12 protein-coding genes and 1 tRNA gene are annotated in these 16,834 nt (G+C 63.3%); all 13 read right to left on the bottom strand.

Features of this window, described 5'->3' with window-relative positions; all coding sequences use genetic code 11:
* Positions 1-129: 129 nt before the first annotated feature.
* Positions 130-2,838 carry a translation initiation factor IF-2 gene (gene infB, locus LL972_RS11800; protein WP_228327764.1) on the bottom strand — a complete coding sequence of 903 codons (2,709 nt, stop codon included), beginning with the start codon at positions 2,836-2,838 and terminating at the stop codon, positions 130-132.
* Between the two features lie 95 nt (positions 2,839-2,933).
* Positions 2,934-4,445, bottom strand: a complete 1,512-nt coding sequence (gene nusA / locus LL972_RS11795; protein ID WP_016903006.1) for a transcription termination factor NusA — start codon at positions 4,443-4,445, stop codon at positions 2,934-2,936.
* Between the two features lie 4 nt (positions 4,446-4,449).
* Positions 4,450-5,040 (bottom strand): ribosome maturation factor RimP, encoded by a 591-nt coding sequence (rimP, locus tag LL972_RS11790; protein WP_228327763.1) that lies wholly within the window; start codon positions 5,038-5,040, stop codon positions 4,450-4,452.
* A 210-nt stretch (positions 5,041-5,250) separates the two neighbouring features.
* Positions 5,251-5,327 (bottom strand) — tRNA-Met (locus tag LL972_RS11785).
* A gap of 202 nt (positions 5,328-5,529) precedes the next feature.
* Positions 5,530-6,990: an NADH-quinone oxidoreductase subunit NuoN gene (gene nuoN / locus LL972_RS11780; RefSeq protein WP_228327762.1), complete on the bottom strand. Its 1,461-nt coding sequence runs from the start codon at positions 6,988-6,990 to the stop codon at positions 5,530-5,532.
* A 36-nt stretch (positions 6,991-7,026) separates the two neighbouring features.
* Positions 7,027-8,529: an NADH-quinone oxidoreductase subunit M gene (locus LL972_RS11775; RefSeq protein ID WP_228327761.1), complete on the bottom strand. Its 1,503-nt coding sequence runs from the start codon at positions 8,527-8,529 to the stop codon at positions 7,027-7,029.
* A 20-nt stretch (positions 8,530-8,549) separates the two neighbouring features.
* Entirely contained in the window at positions 8,550-10,709 is a 2,160-nt protein-coding gene (gene nuoL / locus LL972_RS11770; RefSeq protein ID WP_228327760.1) for an NADH-quinone oxidoreductase subunit L, read from the bottom strand.
* A gap of 7 nt (positions 10,710-10,716) precedes the next feature.
* Entirely contained in the window at positions 10,717-11,022 is a 306-nt protein-coding gene (gene nuoK, locus LL972_RS11765; protein ID WP_006450557.1) for an NADH-quinone oxidoreductase subunit NuoK, read from the bottom strand.
* The gene (locus LL972_RS11760; RefSeq protein ID WP_181109131.1) at positions 11,019-11,681 is read right to left on the bottom strand and encodes an NADH-quinone oxidoreductase subunit J; all 663 of its coding nucleotides are present in this window, start codon (positions 11,679-11,681) and stop codon (positions 11,019-11,021) included. The genes nuoK and LL972_RS11760 overlap by 4 nt, the downstream gene beginning before the upstream one ends.
* Before the next feature lie 4 nt (positions 11,682-11,685).
* Positions 11,686-12,174 (bottom strand): NADH-quinone oxidoreductase subunit NuoI, encoded by a 489-nt coding sequence (nuoI, locus tag LL972_RS11755; RefSeq protein ID WP_102584828.1) that lies wholly within the window; start codon positions 12,172-12,174, stop codon positions 11,686-11,688.
* Between the two features lie 3 nt (positions 12,175-12,177).
* Positions 12,178-13,269, bottom strand: a complete 1,092-nt coding sequence (gene nuoH / locus LL972_RS11750) for an NADH-quinone oxidoreductase subunit NuoH (RefSeq protein ID WP_039522183.1) — start codon at positions 13,267-13,269, stop codon at positions 12,178-12,180.
* Complete coding sequence (gene nuoG / locus LL972_RS11745) at positions 13,266-15,500, bottom strand: NADH-quinone oxidoreductase subunit NuoG (protein WP_228327759.1); 2,235 nt, start codon at positions 15,498-15,500, stop codon at positions 13,266-13,268. Before nuoG ends, nuoH begins: the two co-directional genes overlap by 4 nt.
* A complete protein-coding gene (gene nuoF, locus LL972_RS11740) occupies positions 15,497-16,831 on the bottom strand; it encodes an NADH-quinone oxidoreductase subunit NuoF (RefSeq protein WP_228327758.1) in 1,335 nt (444 codons plus the stop codon). Before nuoF ends, nuoG begins: the two co-directional genes overlap by 4 nt.
* Positions 16,832-16,834 lie beyond the last annotated feature (3 nt).

The raw sequence follows: 16,834 nt of genomic DNA, 5'->3' as shown, positions 1-16,834 counted from the left end.
ATTCGGAGGGCCAGTTGGCACCGAAGCCAAAAACGGACGCGGGCGGCCATGCCGCCCTCGCCTTGCAGAACTTGCGTTGCAGAACGACTCCGTTTGACGGAGTCCGGGGCCCGCAGGCCCCGGCAACCGTTATAGCGTGCGGGCGACTTCGATACGCTCGAAGCACTCGATCTGATCGCCGGCCTTGACGTCGTTGTAGGCCTTCACGCCGATACCGCACTCGGTACCGTTGCGCACTTCCTCGACGTTTTCCTTGAAGCGGCGCAACGATTCCAGCTCGCCCTCGAACACCACGACGCTGTCGCGAAGCACGCGGATCGGCTTGCTGCGCTTCACCACGCCTTCGATGATCATGCAGCCTGCAACCGCGCCGAACTTGGAGCTGCGGAACACGTCGCGGACCTGCGCGATACCGATGATCTCTTCGCGGATTTCCACGCCGAGCAGACCGGACGCCACCTGCTTCACTTGGTCGATCACGTCATAGATGATCGAGAAGTAACGCAGATCGATGCCGTTGGACTCGACGATCTTGCGCGCCGAGGCATCGGCACGCACGTTGAAGCCGATGATCGTGGCCTTGGAAGCCGCTGCCGAATTCGCATCCGACTCGGTGATGCCGCCCACGCCGGAGTGGATCACGTTGATGCGGATGTCGTCGTTGGACAACGCCACCAGCGACTGCTTGAGCGCTTCCACCGAACCCTGCACATCGGCCTTGATCACCAGGTTCAACACCTGCAGACCTTCGCCCTTGCCCATCTGGGCCAAGATGTCTTCCATGCGGTTGGTTGCCGAGGCGACCAGACGCGACTCGCGACGCTTGGTTTCGCGCTGCTGCGCCACGTCCTTGGCCAGACGCTCGTCGTCGACGACCACGAAGTCGTCGCCGGCTTCCGGCACGCCGGACAGACCGAGCACCTGCACCGGGATCGACGGGCCGGCCGAGGCCGGCTGGTGGCCGGTCTCGTCGAACAGCGCACGCACACGGCCGTACTGGATGCCGCACACCAGGTAATCGCCACGCTTCAGCGCGCCCTGCTGCACCAGCACCGTTGCGACCGGGCCACGGCCCTTGTCCAGCGACGATTCGATCACGGTACCGCTGGCGCGGCCGTCGGCCACTGCCTTGAGTTCCAGCACTTCGGCCTGCAGCGAGATCGCGTCCAGCAGCGTGTCCACACCGGTACCGACCTTGGCCGACACTTCGATGAACTGGGTATCGCCACCGAACTCTTCGGCCACCACATTTTCGGCCAGCAACTCGTTCTTGACCCGCAGCGGGTCCGCGCCGGCCTTGTCGATCTTGTTGACCGCCACGATCAACGGAACGCCCGCCGCCTTGGCATGCGCCACCGCCTCCTTGGTCTGCGGCATCACGCCGTCGTCTGCCGCGACCACCAGCACCACGATGTCGGTGATCTTGGCGCCACGGGCACGCATCGAGGTAAACGCGGCATGGCCGGGCGTATCCAGGAAGCTGATGACGCCACGGCCGGTTTCGACGTGGTACGCACCGATGTGCTGGGTGATGCCACCGGCTTCGCCCGAGGCAATCTTGGTGCGACGGATATAGTCCAGCAGCGAGGTCTTGCCGTGATCGACGTGACCCATGATGGTCACCACCGGCGGACGCGAGGTGGTCTCGCCCTGCGCATCTTCGGCATGCGCCAGCAGCGCATCCTCGAAGTCGGCATTGTCGGCACGCACGGCCTTGTGGCCGAGCTCTTCGGTCACCAGCGCGGCGGTGTCATGATCGATGCTCTGGGTGATGGTCGCCATGACGCCCATCTTGAACAGCGCCTTGACTACGTCGCCGCCCTTGAGCGCAAGCTTCTGCGCCAGGTCGGCCACGGTGATGGTTTCGCCGATCGCCACTTCGCGCACCACCGGTGCGGTCGGACGCTCGAACCCGTGCGGACCGCTATTGCCCTGATTGCCGCCACGACCGCTGTCGTTGCCACGACGCGAGGACGACGAACCCGGACGACCGGTCGGCTTGCCGCGCACGTTGGAACGGCGCGCACGATCGGCCGCAGACAGATGCAACTGCCCGGCAAAACGCTTGGTCGCATCGTCGTCCTCGACACCGGCCACCATGACGTGCGAACCGCGCGTCTTGTGCTTGGCGGCATTGTTGCGATCGTCCGGACGTGCCGGCGTCGCCGGACGCGAGGCAGGCGAGGCGCCAGCCGGACGGGCCGGACGCGGTGCCGACGACGGCGAAGACGGTGCACGCGCGGCAGGCGCTGATGGCGTCGGCGCAGCAGCCACCGGGGCCGGCGCACTGGCAGCCGCAGCGGCTTCCTCGGCAGCCTTGCGCTCGGCTTCTGCACGGTCCTTGGCGGCCTGCTCTTCTTCACGCTTGCGCTGAATCGCTTCATCACGCAAACGATCGCTTTCGGCCAGCGCCTGCTGCTCGTCGAGATTGCGCTGACGCGAGGCGGCGAGCTTGGCCAGGATGTCGGCGCGCTCTTCGTCCGGCGTCATCGGCGCGGCACGGCCGCTGCCCTCGTTCTCTGACTTCACGTAGGTGCGCTTCTGCCGCACTTCCACGTTGACCGTGGTCTTGGTGCGGCCGGCGCTGACCGTGACTTCCTGCAGCTTGCGCCGGTTGAGCGTGATCTTCTTGGCTGCTTCGCTTGCCGCTTCGGCAGGCGTCTCGGCCTTGCCGTGCGTGCGGCGCAGGAAGCCAAGCAGTTTCATCTTCTCGGTGCTGGTCACGACCTGGTCGGGACCGCTGAACTTCATTCCGGCCTCGGCCAGTTGAACCAGCAGTTTATCGACCGGCGTATTGACCAGTTCGGCAAGCTTGCGGATGGTGGTTTGCTGCGACATTCGGATCCTATGATCTGGTTGGCGCCCCCTCGCCCAGAGCAAGGGAAACGCTGATTCTAAGCCCTGATGGGGTCAGGGCGCGGTTCATTGCCGGCTCATTCGCCGCGCTCCAAACGGGCGATCTCCTCGGCGCGGGCCGCCAGGATCAGCGCCGCGGCGCGCTCCTGGGTCAAACCCTCGATGCCGAAGTCGACGATCTCGTCCGCTGCCAGGTCGGACAAGTCCTCGCTGGTGCGCACGCCGTGCTCGGCCAGAGCAAAGGCCGTTTCCTCGTCCATCCCCTCCAGCGCCAGCAGGTCCTCGGTGGGCTGAGTTCCTTCCAGGCCTTCTTCTTCTGCCAGCGCGGCGTTGAGCAACGCATCGCGGGCACGGGCACGCAACTCTTCGACGATGTCTTCGTCGAAGCCTTCCACCGCCAGCAACTCGCCGACCGGCACGTAGGCGATTTCCTCGACCGTATTGAAGCCTTCGGTCACCAGGATCGCTGCGATTTCTTCGTCCACCTCCAGGCGATCCATGAACAACTGGCGCGCGGAGGTCTGCTCGGCTTCGGACTTGGCGGCCACCTGGTCGGCGGTCATCACGTTGAGCTGCCAACCGGTCAGGCGGCTGGCCAGGCGCACGTTCTGGCCGCCCTTGCCGATCGCCTGGGCCAGGCGATCTTCCGCCACGGCCAGATCCATCGAATGCTTGTCTTCATCGACGATGATCGACTGTACTTCGGCCGGCGCCATTGCATTGATGACGAAGTTGGCCGGGTTCTCGTTCCACAACACGATGTCCACGCGCTCGCCATTGAGCTCGTTGGACACCGCCTGCACGCGCGAACCACGCATACCGATGCACGCGCCGATCGGATCGGTGCGGGTGTCGTGCGCAATCACTGCAATCTTGGCGCGGTCGCCCGGATCGCGTGCACAGGCCTTGATCTCGACCAGGCCCTGGCCCACTTCCGGCACTTCGAGCTTGAACAGCTCGATCATGAATTCCGGCGCGGCGCGGCTGATGAACAGCTGCGGGCCGCGTGGCTCGGAACGCACTTCGGCCAGATAGCCGCGCACGCGGTCGCCGGGGCGCAGCACGTCGCGCGGAATGCCCTTGTCCTTGGGAATGAAGGCTTCGGCATTGCCGCCCAGATCGACAAAGATGTTGCCGCGCTCGGCGCGCTTGACCACACCGGTGATCAACTCGCCAACGCGATCCTTCCAGGCATCGACCACCTGCTGACGCTCGGCCTCGCGCACACGCTGCACGATCACCTGCTTGGCAGCCTGCGCCGCGATACGGCCGAAGTCCGGGTTTTCAATCTGTTCTTCGATGTAGTCGCCCACATCCACGCCGTCGGCTTCGTCGACGGCATCCATCAGACGCACCTGGCGATCCGGGGATTCCATCACGACATCGTCGGCAACCACTTCCCAACGACGATAGGTTTCGTAGTTACCGTCCTTGTGGTCGATGGTCACGCGCGTCAGCACGTCCTGGTCGGGATAGCGCTTCTTCGCTGCGGAAGCCAGCGCGGCCTCGATCGCATCGAAGATCACTTCGCGCGGCACGCCCTTTTCGTTGGCCACCGCATCCACTACCAGCAAAAGTTCCTTGCTCATTTCGTCACTCCGCGCGCGGCTTGCCAGCCGCCGACTCGTTGGATGGTTTCTTCTTGTCGTGCCCGGGTTTTTTCGGGCCGGGCTTGTTCGGTTTTTGCGGGGCCAGGCCCAGGGCGACCCAATCCGGCAGGATGCGCGCCTTGTCGATGTTGTCGAAGCCGATCTGCACATCCTTGCCGTCGACGGCGAACACCACCGCGTCCGCCTCGGAATCGATCCGCACGATCTGGCCCTGGAAGCGGCGCCGGCCATCCTGCGCCAGCCTCAGCACGATCTTGGCGGACTCGCCAACGTGACGGCCGAACTGCTCCAGCGTGAACAACGGACGGTCCACACCCGGCGAGGACACCTCGAGCGTGTAGTTGCCGGTGATGGGGTCTTCGACGTCGAGCTGGGCCGAGACTTCGCGGCTCACGCGCTCGCAGTCGTCGACGTTGATGACACGCTCGGGCTGCTCGGCCAGCGGCACATCGATGTACAGGCGCAATGTGGCGCCACCTGGAGCGGGAAGATATTCCACACCCAGCAGTTCCAAGCCCAAGGACTCAACCGTTGGACTCAGCAGATTCGCGATTTCGGTCGCTTTTTCGCTCACAGACTGCCCTGATCAGATGATTGCCAGTAGAACCCCGGCAACCGGCAGCAAACTTTCCGGTTCCGGAAAAAACAAGGGGCCCGATGGGCCCCTTGCGTGAAAAAAGCCCGACCTCTCAGGGTCGGCGCAAAGACGGGAACATGCGTCTTTGCGATCCAAGAAGCTGAAGTACTGCCCTAAGGCATCGCATTAAAGCAGTACTTCAAGACTTGGTAGCGGGGGCAGGATTTGAACCTGCGACCTTCGGGTTATGAGCCCGACGAGCTGCCAGACTGCTCCACCCCGCAGCAGAAGCGGAATTATGAAGAACTTGAGCGGCAATTGCAAGCCCTAGTTTTTCATCGATTGAAAACCCTGGGGGTCTTCAACGTCGCGGCAAATGATAACCGCATTGCAACAAAAACGAAACAGCAATCACGACTTTATTTCAGTTCTCCCTCGACGGCGCGCGTAACACACGCGCCGCGAGGTCATGCAAGGACGCGTGACTCAGGCAAGGCCTGCAAATGCACGCTGGCACCACACCATGATCGGGCTCCAGGCCAGGCCCAGCGCAAGCAACGCAAGCGCGTTGACGCCAAGCACGGTACCCAGCACACGATCGTTGTTGGCCGGCAGCGGCTCACCCACCGGCTCATCGAAGTACATGACCTTGATGACCCGCAGATAGTAGTAGGCGCCGATCACCGCGCAGAGCACACCGACCAAGGCCAGCCACAACATGTCGCCCTTCACCGCTGCGCCGAGCACTGCCAGCTTGTTCCAGAACCCCAGGAACGGCGGGATACCCGCAAGCGAGGCCATGATGCACAGCACCAGGCCGGCCATCCACGGATTGCGTGCGTTGAGTCCCTTGAAGTCGTCGATGTTCTCGGCTTCGAAGCCGTTGCGCGACAACGCGATGATCGCGCCGAACGCGGCGGTCGACATGATGGTGTAGCTCACCGCATAGAACATCGCCGCGGCATAGCCCTCCTCGCCACCGCCGGCCACGCCCATCAACAGAAAGCCGATGTGCGAGACGGTTGAGTACGCCAGCATGCGCTTGAGGTTGCTCTGTGCAATCGCCATCAGGTTGCCGATCACCAGCGACACTGCCGACAGGCCGCCGATCAACAGATGCCACTGCGGCGACAGCGGACCCATGCCGACCTCGAGCAGGCGATACGCCATACCGAAGGCGGCGAGCTTGGGCGCAGAGCTGATGAACAAGGCGATCGGTGCGGGCGCGCCCTGGTACACGTCGGGCAGCCACATGTGGAACGGCGCAGCGCCCAGCTTGAACGCCACACCGGCGATCATGAAGATGGTGCCGGTCAGCAGCAGCGTGCGTTCGTTGGAGCCTTCGATCGCATCGTGGATGCCGCTCAGGCTCAGCGTCCCGGTGGCGCCGTAGACCAGCGACATGCCGTACAGCAGCAGACCCGAGGCCAACGAACCGAGCACGAAATACTTCATCGCCGCTTCGCTGGCCAGGCCATTGTCACGATTGGAGGCGACCAGCGCATATGAGCACAGCGCGAGCAGCTCCAGGCCCAGATACACCATCAGCAGGCTGCCCGCCGAGGTCAGCAGCATCATGCCGGCAGTGGCGAACAACACCAGCACCGGGATCTCGCCCTGATAGAGATTGCGCTCGCGCAGGTAGGTCCAGCCGTAGACCAGGCTCAGGCCGCTGACCAGCACGATCACCGTCTTCATCACGTCGGCCGCGGTGTCGCGCACGAACATGCCGTGGAAGATCTCGCCCTGCCCGCCCGTGCCGGTCGCCAACAACGCGAACACCACCGCAAGCACGGCAACGGAGAACAGGTGGGTCCAGACCTTGTTCCGCTGGCTCACGAACAGGTCGAGCATCAGCAGTGCAAAGGCGCCGCCGATCAGCACCAGCTCCGGAACAAGCGGAGCCAGGTCAGCGGTGGTCAACGGCGCGAGCGTTGGCGTGGTCATCATCAAATCCTGGAAATCAAAACGTACGGCAAGCTGTTACAGCTTGGTCGCGGCAATCTGGGTAGCCAGCTTGGCGATCGATGGTTCCATCAGATCGGTCAGCGGCTTCGGATACAGGCCCAGGGCCAGCACGCCAACGGCGAACACCCCCAGCACGAACGCCTCACGGCCATTGATGTCCTTCAGCTCGGCCACATGGGCATTGGCCACTTCGCCGAAGAACACGCGCTTGTACAGCCACAGCGTATAAGCGGCGGTGATCACCAGCGTGGTGGCGGCGGCGAAAGCGACCAGAGGATGCTTCTGGAAGCTGGCCAGAATCACCATAAACTCGCCGACGAAACCACTGGTGCCCGGCAGGCCGGCATTGGCCATGAAGAACAGCATGGAGAACGTCGCAAACCACGGCATCACGTTGACCACGCCGCCGTAATCGGCGATGCGGCGGGTATGCATGCGGTCGTACAGCACGCCGATGCAGGAGAACATCGCACCGGACACGAAGCCGTGCGAAATCATCTGCACCATCGCACCCTGCAGGCCCAGACGGGCGGCATCGGTGCTGCCGTACTCACGCACAAGGGTGAAGGCGATGAAGGTGCCGAGGGTGACAAAGCCCATGTGCGCGATGGACGAATACGCCACCAGCTTCTTCATGTCGTCCTGCACCAGGGCCACCAGGCCGACGTAGACCACCGCGATCAGCGACAGCGTAATGACCAGCCATGCGAACTCATGGCTCGCATCCGGCACGATCGGCAGGTTGAAGCGCAGGAAGCCGTAGCCACCGATCTTCAACGCGATCGCAGCCAGGATCACCGAGCCGGCGGTCGGCGCCTCGACGTGCGCATCCGGCAGCCAGGTGTGCACCGGGAACATCGGCACCTTGACCGCAAACGCGATCAGGAAGGCGAAGAAGATCCAGGTCTGCTCCTTGGCGGTCAGCTGCAGCGCGTACAGGTCGGCCAGCTGGAAGCTGCCGCCCTTCAGATACAGGTAGACCAGGCCCACCAGCATCAGTACCGAGCCGAGGAAGGTGTACAGGAAGAACTTCATCGCCGCGTAGATGCGCCGCGGACCGCCCCAGACGCCGATGATCAGGAACATCGGGATTAGCATGGCTTCGAAGAAGACATAGAACAGCATCGCGTCGGTCGCGGCAAAGATGCCGACCGTGACGCCTTCCAGAATCAGGAAGGCGGCGACGTACTGATTGACGCGCTTGTCGATCGAGCGCCAGGCACCGATCAGCGCCAGCACCGTCACCAGCGTGGTAAGCACGATCAACGCGACCGCGATGCCGTCCACGCCCAGGTTGTAACCGATGTTGTAGGCCGGGATCCAGGCATGCAGTTCGATGAACTGCATGGCGTCATTGGCGGTGTCGTAGCTCAGTAGCGGCAGACTCAGCACAAAGGTCGCCACCGCCACCGCCAAGGACGCCCAGCGGGCAGTCTCGGCGTTGCGCAACGCAAGGATCAAGGCGCCACCGATAATCGGCAGCCAGATCAAGATAGACAGTAAAGGCCAGTTCGACACGTTTTCTTATTCCGTACAGGTCAACGCCAGAAATGCATCAGTACCGCCAACAGGGCGATCAAACCGATGATCATTGCGAAGGCGTAGTGATAGAGGAAACCGGATTGCGTGCGACGCAGCAGATTTGCAGCCAGGTCGATCAGTCGGGCAGAACCATTGACGACGACACCGTCGACCACATGGGTATCGATGGCACGTGACGCCTTGCCAAGAGCCACGCCACCACCGGCGAAGCCATTGATCCAGAGCTTGTCGAAGCCGTACTTGTTTTCCAGCAGCCACACGACCGGCGCGAACGCCTTGCGCGACTTGGTCGCCAGTTCCGGCTTCCACAGGTAGAACAGCGCAGCCAGCAACAGGCCGGCGACCGTCAGGAAGAATGGTGCCGCCATCATGCCGTGCACCGCGAAGGCGACCGGGCCATGGAACTCCTCGGCCAGCGCGCCAACGGTGTCGCGCGCCGGATCGTAGAAGTCGACGATGCCGGTGAAGAACGACACTGCTTGCCCCTTCATCGCATGTGCGGCGTGGTGGCCCTGCCAATCGGTGCCGAACAGCATCGGGCCGATGGTGAAGAAACCGATCGCCACCGACGGGATCGCCAGCAGGATCAGCGGCAGCGTCACCACCCACTTGGATTCTTGCGGCTCATGGGCACCGTGATGGCCATGACCATGGTCATCGTGGCCGTGCGTATCGTGTGCATGACTGTCGTGCGCGTGGACCTGCGCCTCGGCATCGGTATGCGCGCTGTCGTGGTGTCCATGGGCGTCGTGCGCATGGGCATCGCGGAAGCGTTCCTTGCCGTGGAAGGTCAGGAACAGCAGACGGAAGCTGTAGAAGCTGGTCACCAGCACGCCGCCGAGCACTGCCCAATAGCCATAGGTCGCGATCCAGCTGTGCGACTCGTGGGCGTGGTGGGCCGCCGCTTCGATGATGGTGTCCTTGGAGTAGAAGCCGGAGAAGAACGGCGTGCCCACCAGTGCCAAGGTACCGATCACGCTGGTCCAGTAGGTCACCTTCATGTACTTGCGCAGGCCGCCCATCTTGCGCATGTCCTGCTCGTGGTGCATGCCGATGATGACCGAACCGGCCGCCAGGAACAGCAGCGCCTTGAAGAAGGCATGCGTCATCAGGTGGAACACGGCCGCCGAATAAGCGGAGACGCCCAACGCCACGGTCATGTAACCCAGCTGTGACAGCGTCGAATAGGCAACCACGCGCTTGATGTCGTTCTGCACAATGCCGATCAGGCCGGTGAAGAAGGCCGTGGTCGCACCGATGAACAGGATGAAGTTCAGCGCGGTTTCCGACAGCTCGAACAGCGGCGACATGCGCGCGACCATGAAGATGCCGGCTGTGACCATCGTGGCGGCATGGATCAGTGCCGAAATCGGCGTCGGGCCTTCCATCGAGTCCGGCAGCCACACGTGCAGCGGCACCTGCGCCGACTTGCCCATCGCGCCGATGAACAGGCAGATGCAGATCAGCGTCATCACGCTCCACTCGTGGCCCGCGAACAGCTGCACCTTGGCACCGGCCATGGTGGTCGCGTTGGCGAACACGGTGGAGTAGTCCAGCGAGCCGAACCACAGCAGCACACCGGCGATGCCGAGAATGAAGCCGAAGTCGCCGACGCGATTGACCAGGAACGCCTTCATGTTGGCGAACACCGCGGTCGGGCGCTTGAACCAGAAGCCGATCAGCAGATACGACACCAGGCCCACCGCTTCCCAGCCGAAGAACAGCTGCAGGAAGTTGTTGCTCATCACCAGCGTGAGCATGGAGAAGGTGAACAACGAAATGTAGCTGAAGAAGCGCTGGTAACCCGGGTCTTCTTCCATATAGCCGATGGTGTAGATGTGCACCAGCAGCGACACGAAGGTCACCACCACCATCATCATCGCGGTCAGGCGATCGACCATGAAGCCGACATGCGCCGAGTAGTTACCGACGTCGAAGAAGGTGTACAGGTTCTGGTTGAACGGGCTGGCGCCCTGCTCCACCAGTTGATACAGCGTCAGGCACGACAGTACGCAGCTGACCGCCACACCCAGGATGGTGACGTATTGCGCACCCTTGCGCCCCACCTGGCGACCGAACAGGCCGGCGATGATGCTGCCGATCAGCGGTGCAAGCACCACCGCAATCAACAGACTCTTGGAGAGAGTGATTTCCATCTACAGGTCAGCCCTTCAACGTATCGACTTCGGCCACATTGATCGTGCGGCGCGTGCGGAACAGAGTCACCAGGATCGCAAGGCCGATCGCAGCCTCCGCGGCGGCAACGGTCAGGATGAAGAACACGAACAACTGACCGGCGGGGTCGCCAAGCTCGCGCGAGAATGCAATGAAGTTGACGTTGACCGACAGCAGCATCAGCTCGATCGACATCAGCAACACGATGACGTTCTTGCGGTTGAGGAAGATGCCGGCCAGCGAGATGCAGAACAGCACCGCGCCCAGTCCAAGCAGGTGGCCCAAGGTAATCAAGACTTCGCCTCCTGTCCGTCGGCCGCATCGAGCTTCGGCGCGACCTGTACCGGCTTTTCAACCGCCATTTTGACCATGCGCAGACGGTCACCCGCCTTCACCCGCGACTGCTCGCCAGCGTTCTGGTGCTTGATGCCGGTGCGCTTGCGCAGGGTCAGCATCACGGCGGCCACCACGGCGACGGTCAGGATCACTGCGGCGAACTCGAACGGCAGCAGGAACTCGGTATAGAGCGTCTTGGCCAGCCAGGTCAGGTTCGACACATCGGCCGCCTGCGCGGCGGCATTGTCGGCCGGGAACGGCGCGGCACTGCGCGCCTTGACGCCGATCAGGGTGACCATCTGCGCCAGCATGGCGACTGCCACGATGACACCGACCGGCATGTACTTGACCCACCCTTCGCGAAGGCGGCTGGTGTCGATGTCCAGCATCATCACCACGAACAGGAACAGCACCATCACCGCGCCGACATAGACCAGCACCAGCGTCACGCCAAGGAACTCGGCGCCGACCAGCAACCAGATGCATGCCATCGAGAAGAAGGTGAGGATCAGGCACAACACGGCATACACCGGGTTGCGCACACTGATCACCGCACCGGCGGACACGACCGCGACGGCGGAGAAGGCGTAAAAAGCAATAGTGACCCAGTCCATCATGACCTCAACGGAAGGCGGCATCGGCAGCGCGACGCTCGGCGATCTCGGCTTCGAACCGGTCTCCGATCGCCAGCAGCTGCGGCTTGTTGACAATGTTCTCGCCACGCTTCTCGAAGTGGTACTCGAGGATGTGCGTCTCGACGATCGAGTCCACCGGGCAGCTTTCCTCGCAGAAGCCGCAGAAGATGCACTTGAACAGATCGATGTCGTAGCGCGTGGTGCGGCGCGAGCCATCCTCGCGCTTGGCCGAGTCGATGGTGATCGCCAGCGCCGGGCACACCGCTTCGCACAGTTTGCAGGCGATGCAACGCTCTTCGCCGTTGGGATAACGACGCAACGCGTGCAGGCCACGGAAACGTGGCGACTGCGGGAACTTCTCCATCGGATACAGCACGGTGTACTTGGGCTTGAACGTGTATTTCAACGTCAGCCACAAGCCGCCTAGCAGTTCGAGCAGGAGCAGGCTCTTGAAGTAATGGGTGATCTTGTTCATCGGTTACACGCCCTTCTGGATCACGCCGTAAAACACCATCAACGCCGTCACTGCGATCCACACGATCGTGAGCGGAATGAACACCTTCCAGCCCAGACGCATGATCTGGTCATAGCGGTAGCGCGGGAAGCTGGCACGGAACCAGATGTAGGCGCTGGCGAAGAAGAACACCTTCATCAGCAGCCACGGCCAACCGCCCTTCCACAACCAGTCGATCCACGGCGAAATGTCCGCGTTGACCCAACCCTGGATCGGGCTCAACCAGCCGCCGAGGAAGAAGATCGAGATCAGGAAGCTGACCAGGATCATGTTGGCGTATTCGGCCAGGAAGAACAGGGCGAACGCACCGCCCGAGTATTCCACCATGTGCCCGGCGACGATTTCCGATTCGCCTTCCACCACGTCGAACGGCGCGCGGTTGGTTTCGGCGACGCCGGACACCCAGTACACGATGAACAACGGGAACAGCGGAATCAGGAACCAGTCGAAGAAGCCGGAGCTGCCCGCCTGCGCAAACACGATCTGGCTCAGATTGACGCTGCCGGAGGCAATCATCACGCCGACCAACGCAAAGCCCATCGCGATTTCGTAGCTGACCACCTGCGCTGCCGAGCGCATCGCGCCCAGGAACGCGTACTTGGAGTTGGATGCCCAGCCGGCCAGGATGATGCCGTACACGCCCAGCGAGGTCATCGCCAGCAGGTACAGCAGGCCAACGTTGGCATTGGACAGCACCAGCTGCGCGTCGAACGGCACCACCGACCAGGCCGCGAAGGCCGGTGCCAGTGTCAGCAGCGGCGCGATGATGAACATCGCCTTGTGCGAGCTGCTTGGTTGCACGATCTCCTTGAACAGGAGTTTGAACACGTCGGCGAAGGCCTGGAAGATGCCCATGCCCACGTACATCGGCCCGTGGCGCACGTGCATCCAGCCGATCAGCTTGCGCTCCCAGACCACGTAGAAGGCCACCGACACGATCACCGGCACGGTGATCAGCAGGATCTTCAAGACGGTCCACAGCACCACGCCGCCATCGCCCAGACCGACAAACCACTGGTGCAGGGGATCGACCAGGTTCAACAGCAATTCGTTCATGCAACCACCACCGTTACACGACCGGCACCGAGCGGCGCGGTTGCGCCATGGCCGGATTCGATCCACACCGTGCCCGGTGCGACGCGCTTGTCCAGCACCACCGGCAACGTCGCCTTACCGGCATCGGTGCCGACCTTGACCATCTGACCTGCGCCGACCTGCAACTGCGCAGCCTGCTCCGGATGCATCGCCACACACGGCGCGGTGTTGAGCGGATGCGACTGCAGCGCAGCGGCGCGACGCACCACCGCATCGGTGCGATAGATCGCAGCGGTTGCGGCAACTTCCAGCCCATCGCTGCTCGCAGCCGGCTGCGCCGAGGCGGCGGGGCTGACGCTGCGGTTCTGCATGCCGGCGCGCAGGCCGACCAGATCGATGAATTCGAACCCGGCCAGACCCAGCTCGCCACCGAGCGCACGCAGCACGCGCCAGCCTTCACGCGCTTCGACCGGCAGGCGACCGGCGGCACGTGCGGTCTGCACGCGGCCATCCAGATTGGTCAGCGATGCGTCGATTTCCGGCAGTGCGCCGATCGGCAGGATCACGTCGGCCACATCGCGCGTCGAGGCACAGGCGAACTGGCTGAACGCCACCACCTTGGCACCCGCCAGCGCGCTGCGTGCAGCGGCGGCATCGGCGAAATCCAGGCCCGGCTCGATGCCATACAGCACATAGGCCTGACGCGGCTGCGCCAGCATGCCGGCGACATCGCGCGCGGTCGGCAGCACACCTTGCGCCACCAGACCGACCGCGTTCGCACCCTGCGGGATCCGGCACAGCGAGGCACCGGTTGCAGCGGCAAAGTCGCGTGCGGCAGCACGCAACGCGGCAGCCTGCGGATGATTTTCAGCCAGTGCGCCGACTACGATCACGGCGCGCGTGGCGCCCTTGACCGCATCGCGTAGTGCGACATCGTCCAGTGCGCCAGCCAGCTGCGACGGCGCAACGACCGTGCGGCTTGCCTGGGTGAAGGCAAAATCGAAATCGACCGGGTTGACCGAATGGATCTGCGTCCCGTTCTGGATGCTGGCCTTGCGCAGGCGAGCATGCAGCAACGGCAGCTCGTGACGTACGTTGGTGCCGAATAGCACCACCACATCGGCCTGCTCGATCTCGGCCAGCGGCGTGGCGAACGCTTGCGCCACCGCGGCATCGGAGAAATCGCGATTAAGCAGGCGGTGATCCAGGTTGCCGCTGTTCAGGCCTTCGGCCAGGCGTGCGAGCAACGCGCCCTCTTCGTTGGAGGTGGACGGATGCACCAGCACACCGAGCTGATCGCCGGCGTTGTCACGGAGGATCTGCGTCGCGGCGGCCAGACCTTCGGCCCAGCTCACCTCGGTCCACTGCCCGTTGACCTTCTTCAGCGGCTTGACCGCACGGTCTTCCGAGTACAGACCCTGATGCGAATAACGGTCGCGGTCGGACAGCCAGCACTCGTTGACCGCCTCGTTCTCGCGCGGCACGGTACGCAGCACTTCGCCGCGACGCACGTGCAGGAACAGGTTCGAGCCCATCGCATCGTGGTAGCCGAGCGATTCGCGTGCCATCAGCTCCCACGGACGCGCACGGAACTGGAATACCTTGTTGGTCAGCGCGCCAACCGGGCAGACGTCGATGACGTTGCCGGAGATTTCGGTGGTCAGCGGCTTGCCGTCGTAGGTGCCGATCTGCAGGTTCTCACCGCGATACATGCCACCCAATTCGTAGGTGCCGGCGATGTCCGCCGTGAAGCGCACGCAACGGGTGCACTGGATGCAGCGGGTCATTTCGGTGGCGACCAGCGGACCGATGTCCTCGTCCGGCACCACGCGCTTGCGCTCGTTGAAGCGGCTGACCGAACGGCCGTAGCCGAGCGAGACGTCCTGCAGCTCGCACTCGCCGCCCTGATCGCAGATCGGGCAATCCAGCGGATGATTGATCAGCAGGAATTCCATCACGCTGCGCTGGTACTTCAGCGCTTTTTCGCTACGCGTGGTGACCTTCATGCCATCCATCACCGGCGTGGCGCAGGCGGGCGACGGTTTCGGGGATTTCTCGACGTCCACCAGGCACATGCGGCAGTTCGCCGCGATCGGCAGCTTCTCGTGGTAGCAGAAGCGCGGGATCGGGATGCCGGCCTTGTCGGCCGCCTGGATGATCATCGAACCCTTCGGCACCACCAGGGACTGGCCGTCGATCTCGACGGTGACATGGTCCGGTGGCACGTTCGGGTTCACTGGTTGGGCGCTCATGCGGCCACTCCGACGTGCGTGTCGACGATCGAACGACCGTTGACGATGTAGTACTCGAACTCGTCCCAGAACTGGCGCAGGAAGCCTTGGATCGGCCACGCCGCCGCCTCGCCGAACGCACAGATGGTGTGTCCTTCAATCTGGCCGGCAACCGTGCGCAGCTGATGCAGGTCTTCCATCGTCGCCTTGCCGGCAACGATGCGCTCCAGCACGCGGTGCATCCAGCCGGTGCCCTCGCGGCACGGGGTGCACTGGCCGCAGGATTCCTTGTGGAAGAACTGCGAGATGCGGCAGGCGAAGCGCACGCAGCACACGCTGTCATCCAGCACCACGATCGCACCCGACCCCAGGCCGGTGCCGAGCGCACGCAAGGTGTCGTAGTCCATCTGCAGCCCGGCGACCTGGTCGGCCTTCAGCACCGGCATCGACACGCCGCCAGGCACCACGCCCTTGAGCTTGCGGCCCGGACGCAGGCCACCGGCCATTTCCAGCAGTTCGTCGAAGGTGGTGCCGAGCGGCACTTCGAAATTGCCGCCCTTCTGCACGCAGCCGGACACCGAGAAGATCTTCGGGCCGCCGTTCTTGGTCTTGCTCAACCCCAGGAACCATTCCGGGCCGTTGCGAATGATCGCCGGCACCGACGCATAGGTCTCGGTGTTGTTGATGGTGGTCGGCTTGCCGTACAGGCCGAAATTGGCCGGGAACGGCGGCTTGTAGCGCGGCTGGCCCTTCTTGCCTTCCAGCGATTCCATCAGCGCGGTTTCTTCGCCGCAGATGTAGGCGCCGGCACCCAGCGCACCGTAGATATCGATATCCACGCGGCTGCCGAGGATGTTCTTGCCCAGCCAGCCGTTGGCATAGGCATCGGCCAGCGCCAGCTCGAAGTTCTCGAACGGCTCGTGGTGGAACTCACCACGCAGGTAGTTATAGCCCACGGTCGAGCCGGTGGCGTAGCAGGCGATCGCCATGCCCTCCACCACCGAGTGCGGGTTGTAACGCAGGATGTCGCGGTCCTTGCAGGTTCCGGGCTCGGATTCGTCCGAGTTGCACAGGATGTACTTCTGCATCGTGCCCTTGGGCATGAACGACCACTTCAGACCGGTCGGAAAGCCCGCGCCGCCACGGCCGCGCAGGTTGGACGCCTTGACCATCTCGATGACGTCGGCCGGCGCGATCTTCTCTTCGAGGATCTTGCGCAGCGCAGCGTAGCCACCGGTCTTCAGATAGCTCTCGTACGACCACGGGGTGTCGTAGTGCAGCGTCGTGTAGACGACCTGATGCGGCAACGGCGCCGGACCGACCGGGCCTGAGGGTGCGTGATGATGTGCCATGTC

This window comes from Xanthomonas campestris pv. asclepiadis (assembly GCF_020784175.1).
GTDB classification, from domain to species: Bacteria; Pseudomonadota; Gammaproteobacteria; order Xanthomonadales; family Xanthomonadaceae; genus Xanthomonas; species Xanthomonas campestris_D.
The sequence above is the reverse complement of the archived record's forward strand: the minus strand, read 5'-3'. Positions and strand labels throughout refer to the sequence as shown.

Bases quoted from the DNA above. Each gene is read 5' to 3' on its own strand.
- infB (WP_228327764.1), bottom strand. From the start codon at position 2,838: ATGTCGCAGCAAACCACCATCCGCAAGCTTGCCGAACTGGTCAATACG.
- nuoL (WP_228327760.1), bottom strand. From the start codon at position 10,709: ATGGAAATCACTCTCTCCAAGAGTCTGTTGATTGCGGTGGTGCTTGCA.
- nuoI (WP_102584828.1), bottom strand. From the start codon at position 12,174: ATGAACAAGATCACCCATTACTTCAAGAGCCTGCTCCTGCTCGAACTG.
- LL972_RS11760 (WP_181109131.1), bottom strand. From the start codon at position 11,681: ATGATGGACTGGGTCACTATTGCTTTTTACGCCTTCTCCGCCGTCGCG.
- nusA (WP_016903006.1), bottom strand. From the start codon at position 4,445: ATGAGCAAGGAACTTTTGCTGGTAGTGGATGCGGTGGCCAACGAAAAG.
- nuoN (WP_228327762.1), bottom strand. From the start codon at position 6,990: ATGACCACGCCAACGCTCGCGCCGTTGACCACCGCTGACCTGGCTCCG.
- nuoH (WP_039522183.1), bottom strand. From the start codon at position 13,269: ATGAACGAATTGCTGTTGAACCTGGTCGATCCCCTGCACCAGTGGTTT.
- nuoF (WP_228327758.1), bottom strand. From the start codon at position 16,831: ATGGCACATCATCACGCACCCTCAGGCCCGGTCGGTCCGGCGCCGTTG.
- nuoG (WP_228327759.1), bottom strand. From the start codon at position 15,500: ATGAGCGCCCAACCAGTGAACCCGAACGTGCCACCGGACCATGTCACC.